This is a genomic window from Phycicoccus mangrovi (assembly GCF_018729305.1).
Lineage (GTDB): Bacteria > Actinomycetota > Actinomycetes > Actinomycetales > Dermatophilaceae > Phycicoccus > Phycicoccus jejuensis.
Window position 1 is genome coordinate 53,672 of sequence record NZ_JAHHWP010000010.1, and the last position, 22,682, is coordinate 76,353.

Below are 22,682 nucleotides of genomic sequence, written 5' to 3' on the forward strand. Positions count from 1 at the left end.
CGCGGCACGCGGCGGGCCTGCGACCGGCCGCACGCGTTCAGGGCTCGTCCAGCCCCGGCGGATAGGCTGGGCCGACGTCTGCCGGCCCGTGACCGACGAGGAGGTGCGCCGTGGGACTGCTCGACCGCCTCGAGGCGGGCATCGAACGTGCCGTCCAGGGCACCTTCGCCAAGCACCTGCGCTCGGCCGTGCACCCCGTCGAGATCGCGAGCAACATGCGCCGCGCGATGGACGACCGCGCCGTCACCTCGTCGGGCCGCGCCATCGTCCCCAACGTCTTCGTCATCGAGCTGAGCCCCGGCGACTTCGACCGGCTGCAGCCGGACCTCAAGGCCGTGGAGGAGGACCTCGTCGCGGCCGCCGAGGAGCACTGCGACGGGCAGCACTACCAGCCCGCGGGGCCGTTCGACATCGTCTTCGAGGAGCACGACGACCTCGAGACCGGGGTCTTCCGGCTGCGCCCGAGCAAGGCCTCGCGCCCCCGCGCCACCGGGCACACGGGGCAGCAGCCCCGGCCGGCGGCGCCCCGGCCCTCGCCCGGCCCGGCGCAGGCGGCCGCGGCGGCGGCCGCCGCCCACGAGGCCTCCGACGACGAGCTCCCGACCCGTCCGAACCAGCAGCAGGCGCCGCCCGCGCGCCCGCGCCGGGTCAACCCCGCCGACCGCCCCTGGCTCGACGTCGACGGCGAGCGCTACCCCCTCATGGGCGCCATGACGATCCTCGGCCGCGACGACAGCGCCGACATCATCCTCGACGACCCCGGCATCTCGCGCCGGCACAGCGAGCTGCGCGTCACCACCGACGGCCCGCACTTCGTGACGACGATCCGCGACCTGGGCTCGACCAACGGCACGTTCGTCAACGGCGAGCGCATCACGAGCGCGCACCTGTCCGACGGCGACCGCGTCACGGTCGGCCGCACCTCCGTCACCTTCCGCGCCGGGCGGCGGTGACCCCACGATGCTGAGCGAGCTGACCCTCACCGTGCTCCGGCTCGGGCTGCTGGTCGCCCTGTGGGCGTTCGTGTTCGCCGTCGTCGGCGTCCTGCGGGGCGACCTCTACGGCACCCGCGTTCGCAAGCGCGCGGGCACGACGCCGGCCAAGGGCAACCCCGCGCCGCGCACGCCCCGCCGCGAGCGCACCCCCAAGCCGCCGCGGGCGGCCAAGGGCCCGACCCGGCTCGTCGTCACCGCGGGTCCGCTCTCCGGCACCACCCTGCCGCTGCGCGCCTCGGGCACGCTCATCGGCCGCAGCCCGGAGTGCGCCCTCGTCCTTGACGACGACTACGCCTCCGGGCGGCACGCGCGCATCTTCGAGGGCGACGACGGCCGCTGGATGGTCGAGGACCTGCGCTCAACCAACGGGACCTACCTCGGGGCGACCCGCCTGACCGAGCCGCGCGAGGTCGCGGCCGGCAGCGTGCTGCGCATCGGCCAGACGACGCTCGAGCTGCAGAGGTAGCCGATGCCGTTCGCCTTCCACTACGCGGCGCGGTCCGACGTCGGCATGGTGCGGTCCAACAACGAGGACTCGGGCTACGCCGGCCCGCACCTCCTCGCGATGGCCGACGGGATGGGCGGGCACGCCGGCGGCGACGTCGCGAGCTCGACCGTCGTCGCGGCCCTCGTCGACCTCGACGGCGAGTCGCTGTCGGGCCGGGACGCGAGCCAGGCGCTGCTCGACCGCATCCACGAGGCCAACCGCGAGATCGGAACGGCGATCGACGAGGACCCGCGCCTCGACGGGATGGGCACGACGCTCATCGCGATGCTGCGCACCGGCGACCGGATCGCCCTGGCGCACATCGGCGACTCGCGGGCGTTCCTCCTGCGCGACGGCGAGGTCACGCAGGTGACCAAGGACCACTCGTTCGTGCAGAACCTCGTCGACGAGGGGCGGATCACCGCCGACGAGGCCAAGACCCACCCGCAGCGCTCGCTCGTGACGCGTGTCCTCACCGGCAACGACGAGGACGAGCCGGACCTCGTCGTGCGCCAGGGTCGCGCCGGGGACCGCTACCTCATCGCCTCGGACGGGCTCACCGACTACGTGGCGCGCGAGACCGTCGACGACGTCCTGCGCGAGACCCGCGACCCGGGGCAGTGCGCCGAGCGGCTCGTCGCCCTCGCGCTGCGCGCCGGCGCCCCCGACAACGTGACGGTCATCGTCGGCGACCTCGTCGACATCGCCAAGGTCGACGCCCCGCCGACCCAGCCGCAGGTCGTGGGTGCCGCGGCCGAGCGTCGCCGCGGCACCCGTCCGGTCCCGATCACCCCGGCCGAGAAGGCCGCCGCGCTGAGCAAGGCCGCGACCGGCGCCGACGACGACGCCGGGGACGAGGGCGTGACCCTCGCCGAGGAGGGCCCGCGCACGCGCCGCGGCACCGTGCTGCGTGCGGTGGCGGCCCTCGTCGTGGCCGTCGTGGTCCTGGCCGGGGGGTCGTACGCGGCGTACGCGTGGTCGCAGCAGCAGTACTACCTCGGCGAGCAGGACGGCGTCGTCACGGTCTTCCGCGGGGTCGACCAGGACCTCGGCCCGATCTCGCTGCACTCCCCGGAGTACGCGACGACGATCCCGGTCGACGAGCTGCCCGACTCCTACCAGCAGAACATCGAGGCCGGCATCGAGGCGAGCAGCCGGTCCGACGCCGACGCACGCGTCACCGAGCTGCGTCTGCAGGCCGAGGCGTGCCGCTACGCCCGCAGCCAGGGCGACGAGTGCCGCACGGTCGAGCCCGGATGGACGCCGCCGAGCCCGAGCGCGTCCCCGTCGGCCTCCCCGTCCGGGTCCGCCTCCCCGTCGCCGTCCTCGTCCGCGTCGTCCAGCGGCCTGCCGTCGGTCCCGACGACGTCCACCCCGACCGTCCCGCCGCCCGCATGAGCACCGTCTCGTCCGTCGCGCCGCGCTCCGGCCGCACCACCGAGCTCGTCCTCGTGCTCGGTGCGGTCGGCATCGTCGGGCTGGCCTACGTCAACCTCGGCCTGGCCACCACCGGCACGGTCCCGCCCGGCCTCGCCGCGCTCGGGCTGGGCTACCTCGGGGTCTCGCTGGCCTTCCACGTCGTGCTGCGCTGGCGCGCGAAGTACGCCGACCCGCTGCTCCTGCCGATCGTCACGCTGCTCAACGGCCTGGGCCTCGTGATGATCCACCGCGTCGACATCGCCCGCGGCCGCGACATCGCCGACGGGGTGGCGCTGCGCCAGCTGATGTGGAGCGCCCTGGCCGTCGCGATCGCCGCCGGGGTGCTCGTCGTGCTGCGCGACCACCGCATCCTGCGCCGGTACACCTACGTCGCGGGGGTCGTCGGCTTCTCGCTGCTGCTGCTGCCGCTGCTGCCCGTCATCGGCACCTCGGAGTTCGGCTCGCGCATCTGGATCCGGTTGGGGCCGTTCTCGTTCCAGCCGGGTGAGATCGCGAAGATCTCGCTCGCCGTCTTCTTCGCGGGCTACCTCGTGCAGACCCGCGACGCCCTGTCCGTGGCCGGCCGCAAGATCCTCGGCCTGACGCTGCCGCGCGCCCGTGACCTCGGGCCCATCCTCATCGCGTGGCTCGCGAGCCTCGGCGTGCTCGTCTTCGAGCGCGACCTCGGCTCGTCGCTGCTCTTCTTCGGCCTCTTCGTCGCGATGCTCTACGTCGCGACCGAGCGGGTGTCGTGGATCGCGATCGGCCTCGGGCTCTTCGGGGCCGGCGCGTACGTCGCCTACCTCGCGTTCGCGCACGTCCAGGTCCGCGTCCTGCTGTGGCTGCACACCTTCAGCCCCGAGGCGCTGCAGACCTCGGACCAGCTCGCGAAGGGCCTCATGGGGATGGCCGCCGGCGGGATGGTCGGCACCGGCCTCGGCCGCGGGCGCCCGGACCTGACCTACCTCGCGGAGTCGGACTTCATCATCCCGAGCTTCGGCGAGGAGCTCGGGCTCGTGGGACTCTTCGCGATCCTCGTGCTCTACGCGCTGCTCGTCGAGCGCGGCCTGCGCACCTCACTCGGCACGCGCGACGGCTTCGGCAAGCTGCTCGCCGCCGGCCTGTCGTTCTCGTTGGCCCTCCAGTGCTTCGTCGTCGTCGGCGGGGTCACGCGGGTCATCCCGCTGACCGGCCTCACGGCTCCCTTCCTCTCCTCGGGCGGCTCCTCGCTGCTCGCCAACTGGACGTTGCTCGCCATCCTCCTGCGCATCTCGGACCACGCCCGCCGCCCGCTGCCCGACGAGTCCGCGCAGAACGCGGTCGGCGAGGCCCGCACCGAGGTGGTGAAGCTGTCGTGAACGCCCCCGTCCGCCGCCTCTCCTTCCTCGTCGCCGGCCTCTTCGCAGCGCTCCTCGTCTCGACGACGCTCATCCAGTACGTGTTCGCCGCCGACCTCAACGGCCGCCCGGACAACCGCCGCACCCTGCTCGCCACGTACGCCCGCGAGCGCGGCGAGATCCTCGTCGGGCAGACACCGATCGCGAAGTCCGTGCCGACCGACGACGAGTTCAAGTTCCAGCGCGAGTACGAGGACGCCGACCTCTTCGCGCACGTCACCGGGTTCTACTCGTTCTACGGCGCCGTCGGTGGGCTCGAGCAGTCCGAGAACGAGCTGCTGTCGGGCTCGAGCGACAAGCTCTTCTACCGGCGCATCTCCGACCTCTTCACCGGGCGCCGGCCGCAGGGTGCCACCGTCGAGACCACGCTCGACGCCGCCGTGCAGAAGGCCGCGTCCGACGGCATCGGCGACGCGCGCGGCGCCGCCGTGGCCCTCGACCCCAAGACCGGCGCGATCCTCGCGCTCGTCAGCCACCCCTCGTTCGACCCCAACACGCTCGCCGGTCACGACCTCGGCAAGGTCGACGCCAACTACCAGTCGCTGCTCAAGGAGGACGACCGGCCGCTCGTCGACCGCGCCATCGCCGGCGACCTCTACCCGCCGGGCTCGGTCTTCAAGGTCGTCACCGCGGCGGCCGCGCTGACCAGCGGCAAGTACACCGCCGACTCCGAGCTGCCCGGCGGGGCGTCGCTCGACCTGCCGCTCACCGACACGGACCTGCCCAACCACGGCAACGTGCCGTGCAGCCCCTCGGGCCGGATCACGCTCAAGCAGGCGCTCGTCGTCTCGTGCAACCCCGCCTTCGGCGAGGCCGGCATGGAGATCGGCGCCGACGCGCTGCGCGAGCAGGCCGCGAAGTTCGGGTTCGGCGACGCACCCACCGTCCCGATGCGGGTGACGCCGAGCAGCGTCCCCGCCGACATGAACGAGCCCCAGCTCGCGCAGGCCTCGATCGGCCAGTACGACGTCCGCGTCACCCCGATGCAGATGGCGATGGTCGCGGCCGGCGTCGCGAACAAGGGCGTCGTCATGCAGCCCTACCTCGTGCAGTCGGTCATCGGCTCGGACCTCTCGGTCATCGAGTCGGCCGACCCGACCGAGCTGTCGGAGGCCGTGACCCCCGAGGTCGCCGCGACCCTCACCGACATGATGGTCGGGGTCGTCCAGGAGGGCTCCGGCACGCGGGCGCAGATCCCCGGGGTGTCGGTGGCCGGCAAGACCGGCACCGCGGAGCACGGCACCGGCCGGCGCGCGCACGCCTGGTTCATCTCGTTCGCCCCGGCGGACGACCCGAAGATCGCCGTCGCGGTCGTCGTCGAGGACGGCGGGACGGCCAACAGCGAGACCGGCGGTGGTGCGGTCGCCGCACCCATCGCGAAGGCGATGATGGAAGCACGGCTGAGCCGATGAGGAAGGCACGACATGGTTGACGTCCCGAAGCTGCTCGGCGGCCGGTACGAGGTCGGTGAGCTCCTCGGTCGCGGCGGCATGGCGGAGGTCCACCGAGGGTTCGACACGCGGCTCGGCCGCTCCGTCGCCATCAAGATGCTCCGCAGCGACCTCGCGCGCGACGCCACCTTCATCACCCGGTTCCGCCGCGAGGCGCAGTCGGCCGCCGCCCTCAACCACGCCTCGATCGTCGCGGTCTACGACCACGGCGAGGACCACCTGCACACCGAGTCCGGTGGGGCGCAGGTCAACATCCCCTACATCGTCATGGAGTTCGTCGACGGGCGGACGCTGCGCGAGGAGCTGACCGAGAAGGGGCAGCTCGACGAGACCGAGGCCGTGCGGGTCACCGAGGGCGTCCTCGACGCGCTGGCGTACAGCCACCGGCAGGGCATCGTCCACCGCGACATCAAGCCGGCGAACGTCATGGTGGCCGCCGACGGCTCGGTCAAGGTCATGGACTTCGGGATCGCGCGGGCGATGGCCGACGCGAACGCGACCGTCACGGCGACGCAGGCCGTCATCGGCACCGCGCAGTACCTCTCGCCCGAGCAGGCGCAGGGCCAGTCGGTCGACGCGCGCTCGGACCTGTACTCGGCCGGGTGCATGCTCTTCGAGCTCGTGACGGGGCGGCCGCCGTTCCAGGGCGACAGCCCGGTCGCCATCGCCTACCAGCACGTCGGCGAGGCACCGGTCCCGCCGTCGCGCTTCGCCGAGGACGTCTCGCCCGACCTCGACGCCGTCGTGCTCCACGCCCTCGAGAAGCCGCGCGAGGACCGTTACCAGGACGCCGACGAGTTCCGGTCCGACCTCCAGGCCGTCCGGCTGGGGCGGCCGGTGAGCATCGCCGCCCGCTCGTCCGCGGCCGCGCTGGCCGGGGCCGCCGCGGCCGGGGTCACCGAGGCGCTCCCTGCGTCCTCGGGCGCGCTCACCGACCGCACCGCCGCGTGGGACGCACCGTTCACCGCCCCGCCCGCCGACGACGAGCCGCTGACCCGCCGCGAGGTGATGGAGGAGGAGCGGCGCAAGCGCAACCCGGCGGCGGCGATCCTCCTCGTCGTCGCCGTGATCGCCGCGCTCGGGCTGCTCGTGTTCGGGCTCGTGCGCTACCTCGGCGGGGATGACGCGCCGCCACAGGTGCAGGTGCCGTCGGTCATCGACGCCCCGCAGGACGCCGCGACGGCCACGCTGACCGGCGCCGGCTTCCGCGTCGAGTCGATGGTGGCCGCCTCCGACACGGTCGACGAGGGCAACGTCATCTCGCAGACCCCCGAGGGCGGGACGCGCGCCGACCGGGGCTCGACGGTGCGCATCACCGTCTCCGGCGGGCCCGACACCGTCGAGGTGCCGGACCTCGCCGGGCGCTCGCTCGACGAGGCGCGCGGGATCCTCTCCGACCTCGGGCTGACGCTCGGGACGGTCGACGAGGTCAACGACGCCGACACCGAGAAGGACGTCGTCATCTCCTCCGACCCCGGCTCGCAGGTCGCCGTCAAGCCGGGCACGCGCATCGCCGTGACGGTCGGCACGGGCAAGGTCGAGGTCCCGAACGTCGTGGGGATGAGCCAGAACGAGGCGCAGAGCGCCCTCGCCGACGCCAACCTCCAGGTCGAGACGTCGTACGAGCAGACCGACCAGGCCGCCGAGGGTGACGTCATCAGCCAGGACCCGAAGGGCAAGCAGGCGGTCGACATCGGCTCGACGGTCAAGATCGTCGTCGCCCAGAAGGCCGCGCCGACGCCCACCCCGACCCCGACGCCGACCCCCACCCCGTCGGAGTCCCCCACCGAGAGCCCGTCCCCGAGCCCCTCCCCGAGCTGACCCGCCCGGCGGGGGCGGGCCCACCCGGACCCGCCCCCGCCGCCCCGATCTCACCCAGCCGCCCCGCCACGACACCCCGGCCGAACGGCACGACCCCGGCACCGCGAGAAGACCCCGGCACGACGAGACCACCGCGGCGAGGCGAGATCACCCCACAACGACGAGGCGACCTCGGCCCGGAGGCCCCGGGAGACATCTAGCTCTCCCCGGATCCTGCCTCCCCGGAAGGATTACCTTGCGCCCGGCAAGGTTTCCCTTCCACCCCGCACGGAGCAACTTCCGGACGCCACCAAGCGGTTGTACCCGGCAAGGGATCCCTTCCGCGGTGGAAGGAGGTGGTTGCACGGGCAAGGTGAACCTTCCGCGGCGCATGGAGTCCGGGCGTACCTACCTCTGACCCCGGTTCTCAGGAGGTCCGCACCGGGCGGCGCCGCTCGACGCTCGCCACCCGGGCGCGGGAGCCGTACGCTTCCGCGCCGCCCGCTTCAGGTCGCGGCCACCATCCGCGCCACGCCGGCCGCGTCGTGCACGAGCGGCGACAACCCCTCCGCCCGCGACACCGCGTCCGTCATCCCAGCGATGCGCAGCCAGTTGGCCAGCATGAGGTGCCCGCCCTCCGTGAGCACCGACTCAGGGTGGAACTGCACGCCGTGCAGCGGCAGCGTCGCGTGCCGCACCGCCATGACGATCCCCGACTCCGTGTGCCCGTTCGGGACGAGCGACTCCGGCATCGTCGCGGGGTCGATGGTCAGCGAGTGGTAGCGCGTCGCCGTGAACGGCTGCGGCACGCCGGCCAGCACCCCGGACCCGTCGTGCAGCACGCTCGAGGTCTTGCCGTGCAGCAGCTCCGGCGCCCGCCCGACCGTCGCGCCCATGACCACGCCCAGCGCCTGGTGCCCGAGGCACACCCCGAGCATCGGCTGCGCCCGCTCGGCGCACGCCTCGATCATCGCCATCGAGACGCCGGCCTCCTCGGGCGTCCCCGGCCCCGGCGAGACGAGCACCCCGTCGAAGTCGGCGCCGTCGGCGGGCGAGACGGCGTCGTTGCGGACGACCTCGCACTCGGCGCCGATCTGCTCGAGGTAGCCGACGATCGTGAAGACGAAGCTGTCGTAGTTGTCGACGACGAGGACGCGGGTCATCCCCCTATGGTGCCCCGCCCGGCCGCGCCGACCCAGTTCGGTCCGCGTCGAGCCCGCCCCGGGTCCGCACCCACCGATCACCCCACCGTGTTGTCGTTGAACGGCAGCACCTCGGCGAGCGCCGGGAACCCCCACTCGAAGAGCACGGCGACGACGGCCGCCACCAGCACGACGCACGTCAGCGCCCGCACCCACGCGGGCCCGGGCAGCGAGCGCCACAGCGCTGCGTACATCCGCCTACCCCTTCACCGTCGACCAGTCGGCGAGCCGCCACTTCGCCCGCGGCACGGCCTCGACGAGGCGCCCGTGCGTCACGAACCGCTCCGTCGCGCTGTACTTCGGGTGGCAGGAGGTCATCGTGATCATCCGTTCCGTCGGCTTCACCCCGGGCGAGTCCGGCACCGGCGCGATGACCTCGGTCTGCCACGGCCGGACGATCTCGCGCCCCGTGATCTCGTAGACGTAGACAGTGGGCGCCGTCTCGACGATGACGCGGTCGCCGTCGCGCAGCGTGTCGATCTCGTGGAAGGGCCGCCCGTACGTCGTCCGGTGGCCGGCGACCGCGAAGTTGCCCACGGCCCCCGGCGACGCCGACCCCTCGTAGTGCCCGACCCCGAGCGCCAGCACCGGACGCCCCACGCCCTCGATGACCGGCCGCGCGAAGTCCGCCCCGAACCGCGGGATGCGGATGACCGCGAACGCATCGGCCTCGCCCAGCTCCGGGAACGCGTCGTGCAGCGCTGCCCCCGCGTCACGCCCCGACGCGAACCCCTCGTCGAGCGCCCGCACGATCTGCGCCTGGGAGCGGTTGCTCACCACATCGGTCCACCACAGCTGCCACGCGACGAACAGCAGGACCAGGACGCCCGCCGTGATGAGGAGCTCGCCGACCCAGCCGACGGCGCGACGGATCACGACCCGGCCACCTCGGCGACGGTCGGGGTGATGCTGCCGGCGTACGCGGGCAGGGTCTGGGTGCCGGCGTCCTCGAGGTCGTACCCGAGACCGAACGCGATGGCGTACTGGCGGATGAGGTCGACCGCGCGGTCCTGCTGCAGCCGGGCCCGCATCGACTCCAGGTTGCCGATCGCCGTGACCGTGTAGGGCGGCGAGTAGACGCGGCCCTGGAGGATCAGGGTGTTGCCGACGCAGCGGACGGCGCTCGTCGAGATGATCCGTTGGTCCTGCACCATGATGGCCTCGGCGCCGCCGGTCCACAGCGCGTTGACGACGGCCTCGATGTCCTGCTGGTGGATGACGTAGTCGTCCGGGTCGCCGCCCTCGGGCACCTCGCCGCCGGGCAGCGGGGCGTCGGTCAGGGTGACCCGCAGCGCCGGCCCGCGCACCTCGGTGCGCCCTGCCGCCGTCGCGATCTCGGCGGCCTGGCGCTCGAGGCGCTGCGTCGTGAGGTCGCCGGGCGCCAGGGCTGCGGTCGCGTCCTCGACCTGCGCGCGCAGGGTGTCGACCTTCTCGGCGCGGTCGGCGTTGACGCGGGTCTGCTCGCGGATGAGGTCGGGCAGCCGGGTGTAGCCGGTGCGCAGCTCCTCGCCGTCGGACGCGCGCACGCTGCTCGCGAAGAGGGCGCCGGCGACGAGCGCCGCGACGGGGACCAGCCAGGGCCACGGCGAGGGTCGGTCGACCCGGCCGGCGTGCCGCGAGGACCGCTCGGACCGACCGGCGTGCGTGCCCGGCACCCTGCCTCCCCTCTCCTGACGACGTGGCCTTTACGCTAGGGCACGAGTCTGAACGAACCGGAGGAGTTCCCGTGCCCGAGTCCAAGGGTCGCAAGAAGCCCGCCTACACCCCGCAGCGGACGGCGTCGGCGGCGCAGCAGGGCCCCAACGCGCGCTGGTTCGTCCCGGTGATGCTCACGCTCATGGTGCTCGGCCTGCTGTGGGTCGTCACCTTCTACATCTCGGGCGCCAACCAGTACCCCGTGCCACAGCTCGGCCGGTGGAACCTCGGCGTCGGCTTCGGCCTCATGCTCTCCGGCTTCCTCATGACGACCCGCTGGCGCTGACCGACGGGTCGAAGCCGGCGCCGTCCACAGGCACCGCTCCCGGGACCCCGGGGCTCCCACGCGATCCGCGTGGTGCAGCCCCGGGGTCCTGTGCATGACCGGCCCGGATGCCCCGTCGTGCACCGCTCGTCCACACCTCGTCCCCAGGTTCTGGGGGTTCGTCCCCAGTTGTCCACAGGGGTTGTCCCCATTGGGGATGAATGACATCCGTGTAATCCACATGGGGACAGCCTGTGGACAAGTGTGCGAACAACGCGTGGATGCGCTGTGGATGCCTGTGGACAGCGCGATGCCCCGGCCGCAACGGCCGGGGCATCGAGGAACAGCTGAGGGTCAGAGTCAGAGGGCGTACTTGGCCACCGACAACAGGACGAGGACGACGAACAGCCCGCCGAGCGCGACCCAGTGGATGCGCCGGTCCGGCGGCTGCAGCGGGTCCTTGGCCCGGCCGAGGTAGCCGATGGCGGCCGCGGCGACGGCGCCGGTGACCAGGCCGCCGAGGTGCGCCTGCCACGAGATGCCCGGGATGACGAACCCGATGACCGCGTTGATGCCGATGACGACGTACATCCCCGCCGCGGACCGGCCGAGCCGGCGCTGCAGCACGAGGAACGCCCCGAAGAGGCCGAAGACCGCCCCGGAGGCACCGACCGCCGCCGTGAACCAAGACTCGTCGGCGAGCGTCACGACACCGCCGGCCGGCTTCGAGGCCAGCAGCAGGATGCCCACCGACCCGCCGAACGCGCTGAGCAGGTAGAGGGCGATGTACCGGGCGCGGCCGAGCATCGGCTCGAGGTACTGGCCCATCACGTAGAGGGCGTACATGTTGAACGCGATGTGTGTCAGGCCGCCGTGGGCGAACCCGGAGGTGATGAACCGCCAGGGCTGCGTGTCGCCGACGACGGGCGCGAACGCGATGTCGCGGGTGAGCGAGGGCTGCACGGTCTGCAGCAGGTAGACCGCGACGCAGATGCCGATGAGCCAGAACGTCACGAGCGGCCGGCCGTCGGTGACGGCGCCGCCGAAGGTCGTGCGGCCCTGCCGGACGGTCTTCGAGGCCTCGCGCACGCAGTCGACGCAGTGGATGCCGACGGCGGCGGGGCGCTGACACTCGGGGCAGGCGGGGCGTCCGCAGCGCTGGCAGCGGACGTAGGACTCCCGGTCCGGGTGCCGCGGGCAGGTCGGGACCTGGCCCGCGGCCTCCGGCGCAGGGTTCACCGGGGGGATCGGCGGTGGTTCGGACACGTCGGTCTCCCGGGGTGGTGGTGCGTGGTGATTACTGCTCGATCTCGACCCGCTCGATGACGACGTCGTCGACCGGACGGTCCTGGGCGCCGGTGCGCACACCGGCGATCTTGTCGACGACCTCGCGGCTGGCACCGTCGGCGACCTCGCCGAAGACAGTGTGCTTGCCGTTGAGCCAGGTGGTCGGCGCGACGGTGATGAAGAACTGCGAGCCGTTGGTGCCCTTGCCCATGCGCTTGCCGGCGTTGGCCATCGCAAGGAGGTAGGGGCGGTCGAACTGCTTGTCGGGGTGGACCTCGTCGTCGAAGGTGTACCCGGGGCCGCCCATGCCCTGGCCGAGCGGGCAGCCGCCCTGGATCATGAAGCCGGGGATGATGCGGTGGAAGACGAGGCCGTCGTAGAACGGGGTGGGGTTGGTGCGCCCCGCGTCGTCCTTGTACTCCTGCTCGCCCGTGGCGAGGCCGGTGAAGTTCTTGACGGTCTTCGGCGCCTCGTTGGGGAAGAGCTCGACGACGATCGGGCCGTGGTTGGTGTGCAGCGTTGCCTTCATGCCTCCGATCCTCTCACGCGGGCCCGACGCCGCCGGGTGGGGCGGCTCACGGCATCACGCGTTGTCCTGATGTGCCCCGAGCAGCGCAAACAGGGCAGGATGGACGGAAGAGATGTCCCACACCGAGGAGGACGCGTGTTCCGCAGCAAGAGCAGGACCGACCAGGCCGTGGATGCCGTGACGGATGCCGCCGACCGCGTGAGCGCGGCCTCGCGCGACGCCGCCGAGCGCGCCGCCGACACCGCCCACGACCTGCGCAAGAAGACGAAGTCCGAGATCAAGGACCTCCGCAAGAGCAGCAAGTCCGAGGCGAAGCACCTGCGCAAGCAGGGCAAGAAGGCGAAGAAGGAGGCCGTCGCGCAGTACGCGTCGGCCCGCGACCTGGCCCACGACGCGAACAAGTCGGCCCGCGACCTCGCCCACGACGCGAACAAGCAGGCGCACGACTACGCCGACACCGCGCGTGACTACGCCGGCTCCGTCGCGCCGAAGGTGCGCGAGGGCCGCGAGCGCGCCCAGGACGCCGCCGAGACCGCGCGCGAGAAGGCCGAGGAGGCGCTCGAGGCGCTGGCTCCCCGCGTCGAGCACGCGAAGAAGAGCGCCGAGCACGCCAAGGAGACCTTCTCCGACGACGTCCTCCCGAAGGTCATGGCGGCCCTGACCGCCATCGCCGCCGGCGCCGCGACCGCGCGCGAGCAGGCCGCCGAGGCCGCCGAGCGCGCCCCCGACGCCTACGCCGTCCTCAAGGGCGACGCCCGCGCGAAGAAGAGCCGCGGCAAGGGCCGCTGGGTGCTCCTCCTCGGTGCGGTCGCCGCCGGCGCCGCCGTCATGGCGTACCGCAAGAGCTCCGAGCGCCCCGACCCGTGGGCGAGCGCCGGCTCGTACACGCCGCCGTCGTCGGCGTCCACGAAGACGTCCGACGCCGTCGACACCGCCAAGGAGAAGGCGGGCGAGGTGCGCGAGAAGCTCGCCGAGACCGCCGGCGCCGCCGCCGAGCGTGCGTCCGAGCTCAAGGACAAGGGCCTCGAGAAGGCCGGCGAGCTCAAGGACGCGGCGGCCTCCAAGGCCGACGACGCCAAGGACGCCGCTGCCGCCAAGGCCGACGAGGTCAAGGACGCCGCGAGCGACACGGCCGACGAGGCCGCCGCCACCTGGGACGACGCGAAGACCGGCGACTCGACCATCCCGTCGACGACCGGCACCTCCGAGGGCTCCGACCTCTCCACCCCGAACGTCGACGGCGGCTCGAACGACAAGAGCTGACCGCACGGCAGACGGACCGGCGCCGGCCGCATCCCCCCGGGGATACGGCCGGCGCCGTCGTGTCCGGACGGGGCGACCCCCTGTCGGCCGCCCTGTCCGGGGATGCGCACGCTCTGGATCGTGCGCCGTGTGCGTCTGTGGGGATGGAGTTGTCCGGCCGGGACGTCCCGGGGCGATGGAGGGGGTCGCGACCCAGGTGCCCTCAGCACCCGTCGCGTCACCGTCCCGGGACGTCGGCCGTGTCGGCTCGAAACCCTTCGAGGCCCTGCCAGGAGTCGACGAGCCTGAATCTAGACCTGCCGCGCACGCGGGGGAATGGTCCGATCGGGCTACTGTCGAAGGTTGCCGGCGGGCCCCGCGACAAATCCGATGGTCAGGGCCGTTTCCGCGGTCTCATCACGGTTTCGCCGGGGTTCGACATCGCTCAGTTCGGCCGACGGGCACCCGGGGATGCCGCCAGCCGCATCGGCGACGCGGCGCTCAACGCGCTCCGCGTGAATCGGCACCGAGGGAACGCACTGCACCCCTCGAACGGCCTCCCATCGGCCTTCCGCCTGCGCACGACGAGGACACCCTGATCGCAGAGCGGGCACGGCGCGGAGAGGTCGACGGTGCTGAGGGGCGACAGCTCGAGGCGCTTGGTCGCAAGCAGCTCAGCGACGAATGCGGACTCCCTGCCCTCGACGCCGATCATCGTGACGTGCCGCCGTGCTCGGGTCAGCGCGACGTAGAACAAGCGCCGCTCCTCCGCGAAGGGGTAGGCGTCGGTCTCGGCCATGGCAAGGGACATGACCGGGTCGTCGGCGACCTCGCTCGGGAAGCCGTACGTGCCGGAGGCGACGTTGGGGAGGATGACGTAGTCGGCTTCGAGTCCCTTGGAGCCGTGGACCGTGCGGAAGGTGACCTTGAGCTCGGGGGGCGTCCGCCGGGGGAGTGAGTCGCGGTCGAACCGGTAGCGACCGAGCACGTCGACCTCGACCCTCCCGGAGCGGCCCGGGGTCACCTCGCCCGTGCGGACCCGTGCCGCAAGATCGTCGAGCACACGCGCGACTGCTCCCGACACCTCGTCGAACCGGCGCACCCGGACCAGGCTGGCCGCCTGGCCGTATCCAAGGTGGGCCGAGGTGACGACCTTGGTCAGCTGACGCGGGTTCTTGGCGACGAACTCGCTGGCGACGTCGCAGATGGACTGCGGCGAGCGGAACGTGGTCTGGAGGCGCAGCGTCTGCCCCTCCCCGAACCACTCGGCGAATGACGTCATCACGGAGAGGTCGGCTCCGGCGAACCGGTTGATCGACTGCCAGTCATCGCCCACCGCGAGTAGGTAGCGGTGCGGCTGGTCGACGAGCGCCTTGGTCAGTCGAGCGCGCGCCTGGCTGGCGTCCTGGAACTCGTCGACCAGCACGAGCTCGTAGCCCATGTCGATGCCGCCGGACTCGAGGTGGGTCGCCGCCTGAACGAGCATGTCCTCGAAGTCGATGCAGTCATCCGCTGCGAGCCGGGCCTGCCACGCGTTGTGGATGTCCCAGAACAGGTCGAGGAACATTCGAGCCCGGAACCGCTGGACGCTGCGAGGTGCGGCCTCGAGCCTGCGTTCGAGGTCGGCGCGACTCAGCGAGTTCGATTTGACGTGCGTCATGAACGAGCGCATCACCCGAGCGAGGTCCTCGTGCTTGACCGGGGTGGCCCCCGGCACGGGCCGGTCGGGATTCCAGTCGAGAGCCAGCCCGGCCTTCGTCAGATCGTCGGCGAGGGGGCCGAACCCCGTCTGGTCGATGATCGATGCCCAGGTCGTCTCCAGCAGCGTCGTCCCGAACTGCTGATGGACCGCCTTCTTCCACTGCATGCTGTCGGTGTACCCGACGAAATGGGGTGGCGGGTTTCCCTCCCGATCGAGGGCCCAGTGCTCGTGGTAGACGTCGACGTCGGGATAGTAGAAGTCCGGCCGGTACTGCGAGTGGTCGGCGTCGGCCACGTCGTGCTGGTACGGCGCCTCGTACTCGTACCTGACCCCGTTGAGGAAGAGGAAGTCGGCGATCATCCGCTCGCCCTGGCTCCTGACCGTTTCACCCTTGAACGTCCGGTAACCGGTCTGCCGGGTGCTGTGGTCGTAGGAGTCGGGCTCACCGCCGCTGGGGTCGTCGGACATGCGGGCGAAGAGGAGCCGGTAGGCGTCCCAGCGGTCCCGGAACGCGGGGCTCTGGTCACGCAGCTCGTCCACCAGGCGGCACACCATCGCGATGTCCCCACCTGCATCCAGCCACCGGGCCAGGCGAGGTTTGCGGCCGGTCGCCGAGCCGATGACAGACAGTCCGAAGGAGTGGAACGTCGCGACCGTCAGGCCCGGCGCCTCGATGCCGGCCGCCTCGAGCCGCTCCTCGACGCGACACTGGAGCTCGGCGGCCGCGTCCCTGTTGAACGCGAGCATGAGGATGCGCTCGGCAGGAACCAGCTGCCGCTGGATGGCGTACCCGGCGCGCGCGACCATCACCGACGTCTTGCCCGACCCGGCCGCGGCGATGACCTGCACGCGGTTGTCGAACGTGACGACGGCCGCGGCCTGTTCGTCGGTCAGGGGCTGGGTCTCGATGGTGTTGAGGAAGTGCCGGCGCGCCACGAGCTCCTGGGCTCGGATGCGCTCGTTGGTGTCGTGCACCAGGGCGCGCAGGTCACCAGACGTAAAGGCGATCAGCTCACGCGCCTCCTGGCCCGCCTTCTTGTTCCGGGCGAGGGACGTGACATGTCGGCTCGGCAGGGGCGCGGACTGGGACCAGGTCTCTCGTACGTCCCGGCTGACCCACCGCCCCCCGGCCAGCGCCTCCTCGAGGCCCATGGTGACCGTCCGCTTCCACCCGCGAAGAGCAGAAAGCGACTCCTCCGCGTCGTCGATAGTGCGCGCGAGCCGGCTGCTTCCCCACGGTCGTCGACGGACGAGGTCGACAACGATGGAGCGCGCTGCGTCGAACATCGGCTTCGCCCTCAGCTCGGCGGGAGGGCAGCGGCCAGCCGGCGGTGAAGCGCGTCGACCGCGGCAGCATCCAGCGGTCCGGGCTGCTGGAGGTGCTTGTACATCTTCTTCGGCCAGAGGACCCGCACTTCACGGGCGGTGAAGTCGCCGCCGAGCAACGGCCAGTCGGCGTCGAGGAAGCAGAGCGCGCCCCTAACCCGCACGTCCTCACCGACGATGTCGCGGACGAGCGCCACCTGCTTGAGCACGCCGTCGACGAGCTTGCTGCAGTCCCGCGAGCCGACCATCAGCCTCTCCACCCGTGGCCGCAGGATGCCGCCCTCGACCCGCAGCGACGGCCGGCCCTTGTAGCGCTTGGCGTCAATGACGACCACGCCGTGGGCGGTGACGGCGATGTGGTCGATGTTGGCGCGCGTCCGCGGGATGCGTCGGTCGTGCAGCAGGCGGACGGTGTCACCGGCCTGGGCGTCGAGACCCTTGCCCAGCTTCTCCTCACCGATCGCGCCGGTGTCCCACGCCCGCGTCGACTGCGGGTCGTCGGTCACCGCGAGGATGAGGCCACCGAGCTTCGGGTGCCTAGTGCGGACGCTCTCCTCACGCTTCGCCTTCCGGCGCTCGAACTCACGGCGAGCCGATGCCCCGGCGACGCCGCTGTCGACCAGTTCGGGCTCTGCCCGCTCGGCCGCAGGAGCGACGGCTGAACGTGCTTCCGCCGAGGCGTGCTGGGTCTCGACTTCCGGCGTGGCCGCTTCGTCCGCCGGCTGGTCGTGGGCCACGCAGCGCACGCTCTTCGTCGCCCGCTCGTAGACGGCTTCGGTTTTGGCCGGCAGCTCGGCATCGCAGACCCGACACACCCCCGCGTACCGCAGCCGCATCCTCTTCTCGTCAACCGCCCCCGTCATCCGGCCACCGTAGGCACAGACAGCCTGTTGCACAGCGACTTCCACAAAGGGAGGACGAATGTCCGACACGAAGGTGGCGGATTCGCTGATCGTCGGAGTGACTCCTGGCAAGCTGCTGCGGTGAGCGACGGGGGAGACAGTCTGCTGGAGGGGCTCTACGAGAGCCTGTTGACGCGTGCCTTGCGGGAGCGCCTCGAGGGCGAGTCCACATTGGAACCGCAACTAGCCTCCATCGATGAGGCCGATGAGCCGGAGGTCCTGGCTCGGCACATCCGGGATGTGACCCTCCGTGCGCTGCGCCGAGAGAAGAACGCCGAGCGTCGGCTGCGGCTGGTCAATCAGGTCGTCGAGACGCTAGGTGCGACCGAGGACTCGGTGTCATCTGCCGGCCAGCTCCTGGCGCTCACCGCGCCCACCGCCCCCGGCGCGCCGCGACGCCTCACCCGCGAACGTCCGGCCACGCCGCTGTCGGACGCGGCCCTCCTGACCAACGCACCAGGGGAACCCGGAGTCGGGCACGAAGTGCGGGCGGAGCTGGCGAGCGCGGATCGCATCGACGTCATCATGGCCTTCGTCAAGTGGTACGGCCTGCGGCTGTTCGAGACGCAGCTCCGCGCAGCGCGAGAGCGCGGGGTGCCGCTGCGTGTCATCACGACGACCTACATGGGCGCGACTGAGCGTCAAGCTCTCGACCGGCTGATGCGAGAGTTCGGCGCCGAGGTCAAGATCCAGTACGACGCCCAGCGCACGCGGCTGCACGCCAAAGCGTGGCTATTTCGCCGCAACACCGGCTTCGACACCGCGTATGTCGGCAGCAGCAACCTCTCGCGGGCGGCCATGCTCGACGGCGTCGAGTGGAACGTGCGCTTGTCGGCAGTCTCGAACCCTCCGCTCCTGCAGAAGTTTCTTGCCACGTTCGACTCGTACTGGAACGAGGCGTCCTTCGAGACCTACGACCCCGACGTCGACCGCGACAAGCTCGACGACGCCCTGGCCGAGGCTTCAGGGCGGCGCGACAGCAGTCGCGTCACTCTGACGCTGTCCGGTCTCGAGGTGCGACCGTACCCCTACCAACAGGAGATGCTCGATCAGCTCGAGGTCGAGCGCGTCGTGCACGGCCGGCATCGCAATCTGCTCATCGCCGCGACAGGCACAGGCAAGACGGTCGTGGCGGCGCTCGACTACCGGCGCCTCGCCGAAGCAGCCCCCACCCGGCCGACGCTGCTCTTCGTGGCGCACCGCCGCGAGATCCTCCACCAGTCGCTGCGCACCTATCGCGAGGTCCTGGGCGACGCCAACTTCGGTGAGCTGTACGTAGACGGCAAGCGACCCGAACGCTGGGACCACGTCTTCGCCTCCGTGCAGTCGCTCTCCTCGTACGGGATCGGCAACATTCCGGCGGCTGCCTACCGGGTGGTCGTCGTCGACGAGTTCCACCACGCAGAGGCCAAGACCTACCGGCAGATCCTCGACCACCTCAACCCGCGCGAGCTGCTCGGCCTGACCGCCACACCTGAGCGCGGTGACGGCCTCGACGTCCGCTCCTTCTTCGATGGACGCACCGCCGCCGAGCTTCGGCTGTGGGATGCCCTCAAGGCCGACCTGCTGACGCCCTTCCACTACTTCGCGATCGCCGATGGGATGGACCTGACCCGGCTGGACTGGAAGGCCGGCGCCTACGACACCAGCGAGCTGTCCAACCTGTTCACCGGCAACGACGCCCGCGCGCGCCTCGTCCTCAAGGCGGTCCAGGACAAGGTCGCGGATCTGTCGACCATGAAGGCGCTGGCCTTCTGCGTCTCCCGTGATCACGCGCGGTACATGGCCGAGGTCTTCAACCGCGCAGGCATCCCGGCGGCAGCGGTGCTCGGCGACACCGTCTCGGGTGACCGCGATGCAGCGGTCGCGAGCCTTCGCGAGGGGCACCTCAAGGCCCTCTTCACGGTCGACGTCTTCAACGAAGGGGTGGACGTCCCCTCGATCAACACGGTGCTCTTCCTGCGTCCGACGGAGAGCGCGACCGTCTTCCTCCAGCAGCTGGGGCGCGGTCTGCGCCGCGCGAAGGACAAGGCCGTACTCACAGCGCTCGACTTCGTGGGGCACCACCGCAAGGAGTTCCGCTTCGACCAGCGCTTCCGCGCGATGACGGGCAGCACGAGAGCCGCGCTGGAGCGGGACATCGAGCAGGGGTTCCCCTTCCTCCCCTCTGGCACACAGATCGTCCTGGACCGTCAGAGTCAGCGGCTTGTCCTCGAGAACATCAAGAGTCAGGTGACGAGCCGCTGGCCCAACATCACCTCCGAGCTCCGCGCCCACCCGACCAGTGACCTGCAGACCTTCCTCGACGAGTCCGGGGTCGAGCTATCGGACGTCGTCCGCGGGGATCGCTCGTGGACTCGACTCCGTCGTGAAGCTGGGGTGTCCGTGCCAGCGGGCGGACCCTGGGAGCCCGCTCTGCTCAAACGTGTGCGAGCCCTGTGCCACGTGGACGACCCCGAGCGCGCGGCGGCCTACCTCTCATGGCTCGCAGACGACGCGCCAAGCTACGACGCGGCAGATGCTGTCCTTCAGGCGTACGGGCGGATGCTGTTCTTCTCGCTCTGGCCAGACGGGGGAGGCTTCACGTCGTACCGAGCAGGGCTCGAGGCGCTGCGTGCCGAGCCCGCTGTTCTTGAGGATCTGCGAGCAGTCGTCCACACCTCGCTGGCCCGCGCCGAGCGAGTGACCACCCGACTCACGGGCGAGCTGGCGCTTCGACCCCTACGCGTGCATGCCCGGTACACCCGTGAAGAGCTGGTCGCGGCGCTCGACTACGTGTCCATCGACGCTCGCAAGCCCAACAGTTTCCGCGAAGGCGTCTTCTTCTCGCCGGCGGCCAACACCGATGGCCTGCTCGTCACCCTTCACAAGTCAGAGGCCGACTACTCCCCGACGACGATGTACCAGGACTACGCCATCAGCCCGGACCGCTTTCACTGGGAGTCGCAGTCGGGGACGACGGTCGCGTCCAAGACCGGACAGCGGTACCTGACCCATCAGCGAGCAGGCAGCCACATCCTGCTGTTCGCTCGGCCGCAGAAGGTCTCACCCCTCGGCACCGGCGCGCCGTATCTGTTCCTCGGCGAGGCGGACTACGTCGAGCACCGCGGCGAGCGCCCGATCGCCATCACCTGGCATCTACGCACACCGATGCCCGTCGCAGACTTCGTCACGGCGAGTGTTGTCAGTTAGTGGGATCTCGACGTTCGCTCTCCGAGCTGACCACGCGAGGAACGTTTCGGTCGGGCCGGGATCGGCAGACGGCGCTCACGCCCCGGACTGCCGGCGTGGGTCGTCGAGGACGCCGCCATGCGCCCGGCCGAGGTGGAGGCGGACTGGCCGTGAGCCAGCGGGACCTCTGCCACCGGACATCTACTCCCGGGTGTCCGCCGCATCCACCGGGAGGCCCTCCGGCGCCTCGGGGAGGCCTTCCTATGAGCACCGTTGCCGCACGTTGCTGCAATCAGGGCAAGAATGAGCCCCTGCCCGGCAGCCGGAAAGGGGCTCTGACCTGTGGTGGAGCCAAGGGGACTCGAACCCCTAACCCCCTGCTTGCAAAATCCCCGGATGGGGTCCTCGACGGGGAGCATAAGCACAGGTCAGGGCGCTGCGAGACACCCGATCGCGCCATTGTGGTGCCCCGCTGCCGTACTTTTCTGGGGTACGCAGCTGGGGCACAGCCGACGGAGTTCGTAGCAGTGGCGGAGCCTCAGCGAGGCGGCCCCTCGCGCCGAGGGTGGTGCAGTGTCCACGCCTCTTCTCCCCCGCGTGTCATGCATCGACGCTCACATGTCCCCGGGCCGACATCTGCAACGAGCCGTCGTTAGGCTCCACGGATGACGGGCGTGGCAGTGGTGGGCCCCGGCTGGGGAGATCCTGACTCTGGGCGGTTCGGTGGGCGATACCCGCTGGCCGTCGAGCGCCACACCATGCGCCAGGTGGCTGCGCTGGTTCCCGGAGTCACCACCGTGACACCCCACGCGCGGTACTACACCCTTCATGCTCTCGTGGCCGCCGAGGCAAGCGAACGAGGACTGGCAGCGGCCGAAACAGTGGACCTGTTGCGAAGGGCAGAAGTCGTGATGGCAGCAGTCACGCTGGCACACGGACACCACTCCGGATTTCCCCAACCGCATGGTTCCGACCGCATCGCTCCCGCACTGCGAACCGGACGTGTGGACGTCACGGCCCTTTCCGCACCGAACGTGTACGTGCAGGCAGAGTGGGGTTTCTCCGGGCCGTACGTGGGTTCCGAGTCACTGCTCGGACTCGTCGATACCTCCAAGGGGTCGATCCGCCCGGGCGAGAACCTCGACACGCAGGCTGTGCGCGACGGTCTGGGTGGCCTCCTCGACCTGGCGCGGGAAGACGACATCGACATCGCGACTCTGCGGACCCACCGTTCCCTGTGTTTGTGCGGTGCAGCACGCGGCAAGGATGGAGAGCTGCTCCGAAGCCTCATGCTCCCAACCAAGTTCGTCCCCAGCAGCGCCGCGGATCATCGCGCGCAGACAATCCGCATGCTCCTGAGGCTTCTGACGCTTCAGCCGGCCGCCGTGCCCACCCGCGACCTGTGGCATGTGTTGGCCTTCGACCCGACCGCGGCTCAGGATCCTGTTTTGGTCAACCTCGAAGCGACCCCCGCGTGGACCGGGCTGGTCTTGCGAGGGCAATCAGTCGCCGCATGGCGCAACCTCTGGGCATGGCTCGTCGACCAGATCGAAGGGCTCATGGAGATCCGAGCGCTCGCCGACGCTCTCGCTCAATCTCTCCCTGACCAGACAGTCCGTGAGTTCGAGGACGCACTGCCACCTGTGACACACGCGGACGGGCGCCCAGCGCCCGCCGAGATCGACCCTGAATCGCCCCGGGTCTGGTGGAGGCTCTCAATCCATGGAGGATGAGAGTCATGGCAGCACCCAGGAAGTACCCCGACGAGCTGCGTGAGCGCGCTACACGGATGGCGGTTGAGCTTCGGGCGGA

At 71.1% G+C, this 22,682-nt stretch carries 18 protein-coding genes; 10 read left to right on the plus strand and 8 right to left on the minus strand.

Features of this window, described 5'->3' with window-relative positions:
• Positions 1 to 110 precede the first annotated feature (110 nt).
• From KMZ30_RS08655 to pknB, 6 genes are read left to right on the plus strand one after another with little or no spacing between them, the layout of a single operon-like run.
• Entirely contained in the window at positions 111 to 953 is an 843-nt protein-coding gene (locus KMZ30_RS08655; protein WP_215513605.1) for an FHA domain-containing protein, read from the plus strand.
• Between the two features lie 10 nt (positions 954 to 963).
• Positions 964 to 1,461, plus strand: coding sequence for an FHA domain-containing protein FhaB/FipA (locus KMZ30_RS08660; RefSeq protein ID WP_215513622.1), 498 nt, complete (start codon positions 964 to 966; stop codon positions 1,459 to 1,461).
• 3 nt (positions 1,462 to 1,464) lie between these two features.
• The gene (locus tag KMZ30_RS08665) at positions 1,465 to 2,880 is read left to right on the plus strand and encodes a PP2C family protein-serine/threonine phosphatase (RefSeq protein WP_215513606.1); all 1,416 of its coding nucleotides are present in this window, start codon (positions 1,465 to 1,467) and stop codon (positions 2,878 to 2,880) included.
• Positions 2,877 to 4,259, plus strand: coding sequence for an FtsW/RodA/SpoVE family cell cycle protein (locus KMZ30_RS08670; protein WP_215513623.1), 1,383 nt, complete (start codon positions 2,877 to 2,879; stop codon positions 4,257 to 4,259). The genes KMZ30_RS08665 and KMZ30_RS08670 overlap by 4 nt, the downstream gene beginning before the upstream one ends.
• Entirely contained in the window at positions 4,256 to 5,710 is a 1,455-nt protein-coding gene (locus KMZ30_RS08675) for a peptidoglycan D,D-transpeptidase FtsI family protein (protein ID WP_215513607.1), read from the plus strand. The genes KMZ30_RS08670 and KMZ30_RS08675 overlap by 4 nt, the downstream gene beginning before the upstream one ends.
• Before the next feature lie 12 nt (positions 5,711 to 5,722).
• Complete coding sequence (pknB, locus tag KMZ30_RS08680) at positions 5,723 to 7,570, plus strand: Stk1 family PASTA domain-containing Ser/Thr kinase (protein WP_215513608.1); 1,848 nt, start codon at positions 5,723 to 5,725, stop codon at positions 7,568 to 7,570.
• Positions 7,571 to 8,055: 485 nt separating this feature from the next.
• On the opposite strand, the gene KMZ30_RS08685 is transcribed toward pknB, so the two are convergent.
• The 4 genes from KMZ30_RS08685 to KMZ30_RS08700 all read right to left on the minus strand — a co-directional run bounded on the left by KMZ30_RS08685 (position 8,056) and on the right by KMZ30_RS08700 (position 10,406).
• Entirely contained in the window at positions 8,056 to 8,712 is a 657-nt protein-coding gene (locus tag KMZ30_RS08685; protein WP_215513609.1) for an aminodeoxychorismate/anthranilate synthase component II, read from the minus strand.
• Between the two features lie 77 nt (positions 8,713 to 8,789).
• Entirely contained in the window at positions 8,790 to 8,945 is a 156-nt protein-coding gene (locus KMZ30_RS08690; RefSeq protein WP_215513610.1) for a hypothetical protein, read from the minus strand.
• A 4-nt stretch (positions 8,946 to 8,949) separates the two neighbouring features.
• Positions 8,950 to 9,627, minus strand: coding sequence for a class E sortase (locus KMZ30_RS08695; protein ID WP_308279811.1), 678 nt, complete (start codon positions 9,625 to 9,627; stop codon positions 8,950 to 8,952).
• Entirely contained in the window at positions 9,624 to 10,406 is a 783-nt protein-coding gene (locus KMZ30_RS08700; RefSeq protein ID WP_215513611.1) for a DUF881 domain-containing protein, read from the minus strand. The genes KMZ30_RS08695 and KMZ30_RS08700 overlap by 4 nt, the downstream gene beginning before the upstream one ends.
• 71 nt (positions 10,407 to 10,477) lie before the next feature.
• Between KMZ30_RS08700 and KMZ30_RS08705 the strand changes: the two genes are divergently transcribed.
• Positions 10,478 to 10,732 (plus strand): cell division protein CrgA, encoded by a 255-nt coding sequence (locus KMZ30_RS08705; protein ID WP_030527270.1) that lies wholly within the window; start codon positions 10,478 to 10,480, stop codon positions 10,730 to 10,732.
• Positions 10,733 to 11,071: 339 nt separating this feature from the next.
• On the opposite strand, the gene KMZ30_RS08710 is transcribed toward KMZ30_RS08705, so the two are convergent.
• Positions 11,072 to 11,950, minus strand: coding sequence for a rhomboid family intramembrane serine protease (locus KMZ30_RS08710; RefSeq protein WP_308279812.1), 879 nt, complete (start codon positions 11,948 to 11,950; stop codon positions 11,072 to 11,074).
• Between the two features lie 58 nt (positions 11,951 to 12,008).
• Positions 12,009 to 12,527 (minus strand): peptidylprolyl isomerase, encoded by a 519-nt coding sequence (locus KMZ30_RS08715; protein WP_215513613.1) that lies wholly within the window; start codon positions 12,525 to 12,527, stop codon positions 12,009 to 12,011.
• A 135-nt stretch (positions 12,528 to 12,662) separates the two neighbouring features.
• Here KMZ30_RS08715 and KMZ30_RS08720 point away from each other — a divergent pair, with 135 nt between their 5' ends.
• Positions 12,663 to 13,790: a hypothetical protein gene (locus tag KMZ30_RS08720; protein ID WP_215513614.1), complete on the plus strand. Its 1,128-nt coding sequence runs from the start codon at positions 12,663 to 12,665 to the stop codon at positions 13,788 to 13,790.
• Positions 13,791 to 14,214: 424 nt separating this feature from the next.
• Here KMZ30_RS08720 and KMZ30_RS08725 read toward each other — a convergent pair whose 3' ends face one another.
• Together KMZ30_RS08725 and KMZ30_RS08730 are read right to left on the minus strand one after the other, a co-directional pair.
• The gene (locus KMZ30_RS08725; protein WP_215519999.1) at positions 14,215 to 16,758 is read right to left on the minus strand and encodes a UvrD-helicase domain-containing protein; all 2,544 of its coding nucleotides are present in this window, start codon (positions 16,756 to 16,758) and stop codon (positions 14,215 to 14,217) included.
• An 11-nt stretch (positions 16,759 to 16,769) separates the two neighbouring features.
• A complete protein-coding gene (locus KMZ30_RS08730; protein ID WP_215513616.1) occupies positions 16,770 to 17,633 on the minus strand; it encodes a nuclease-related domain-containing protein in 864 nt (287 codons plus the stop codon).
• A gap of 168 nt (positions 17,634 to 17,801) precedes the next feature.
• On the opposite strand from KMZ30_RS08730, the gene KMZ30_RS08735 reads away from it, so the two are divergent.
• Together KMZ30_RS08735 and KMZ30_RS08740 are read left to right on the plus strand one after the other, a co-directional pair.
• Positions 17,802 to 20,891, plus strand: coding sequence for a DEAD/DEAH box helicase (locus KMZ30_RS08735; protein ID WP_264318943.1), 3,090 nt, complete (start codon positions 17,802 to 17,804; stop codon positions 20,889 to 20,891).
• Between the two features lie 644 nt (positions 20,892 to 21,535).
• Positions 21,536 to 22,603, plus strand: coding sequence for a hypothetical protein (locus KMZ30_RS08740; RefSeq protein ID WP_215520000.1), 1,068 nt, complete (start codon positions 21,536 to 21,538; stop codon positions 22,601 to 22,603).
• Positions 22,604 to 22,682 lie beyond the last annotated feature (79 nt).